This window comes from Acinetobacter sichuanensis (assembly GCF_003024515.2).
GTDB classification, from domain to species: domain Bacteria; phylum Pseudomonadota; class Gammaproteobacteria; order Pseudomonadales; family Moraxellaceae; genus Acinetobacter; species Acinetobacter sichuanensis.
This window is the reverse complement of sequence record NZ_PYIX02000231.1, coordinates 1-523: the sequence shown is the minus strand read 5'-3', so window position 1 is coordinate 523 and position 523 is coordinate 1. Positions and strand designations below refer to the sequence as shown.

1 protein-coding gene is annotated in these 523 nt (G+C 44.2%); it reads left to right on the top strand.

The genetic code is table 11. The features are described from left to right. On the top strand, positions 1–523 hold a 523-nt coding region (locus C9E89_RS23190; RefSeq protein WP_265935942.1), incomplete at both ends, for an EF-Tu/IF-2/RF-3 family GTPase.

Below are 523 nucleotides of genomic sequence, written 5' to 3'. Positions count from 1 at the left end.
GGTAATCCGTGGTTCAGCTTTAGCTGCACTTAACGGTGAAGATGGTCAATACGGCGTTCCTGCTGTACTTGCACTTGTTGAAGCGCTTGATACTTATATCCCAGAACCAGAACGTGCAATCGATAAAGCATTCTTAATGCCAATCGAAGACGTATTCTCAATTTCTGGTCGTGGTACAGTAGTAACAGGTCGTGTTGAGTCTGGTATCGTTAAAGTTGGCGAATCAGTTGAAATCGTTGGTATCCGTGATACACAAGTAACTACAGTTACTGGCGTAGAAATGTTCCGTAAATTGCTTGACGAAGGTCGTGCAGGTGAGAACTGTGGTATTCTTCTACGTGGTACTAAGCGTGAAGACGTACAACGTGGTCAAGTATTGGCTAAACCAGGTTCAATCAAACCACACACTAAATTCGACGCAGAAGTATACGTACTTTCTAAAGACGAAGGTGGTCGCCATACTCCATTCCTTAACGGTTACCGTCCACAATTCTATTTCCGTACAACTGACGTAACTGGTGCG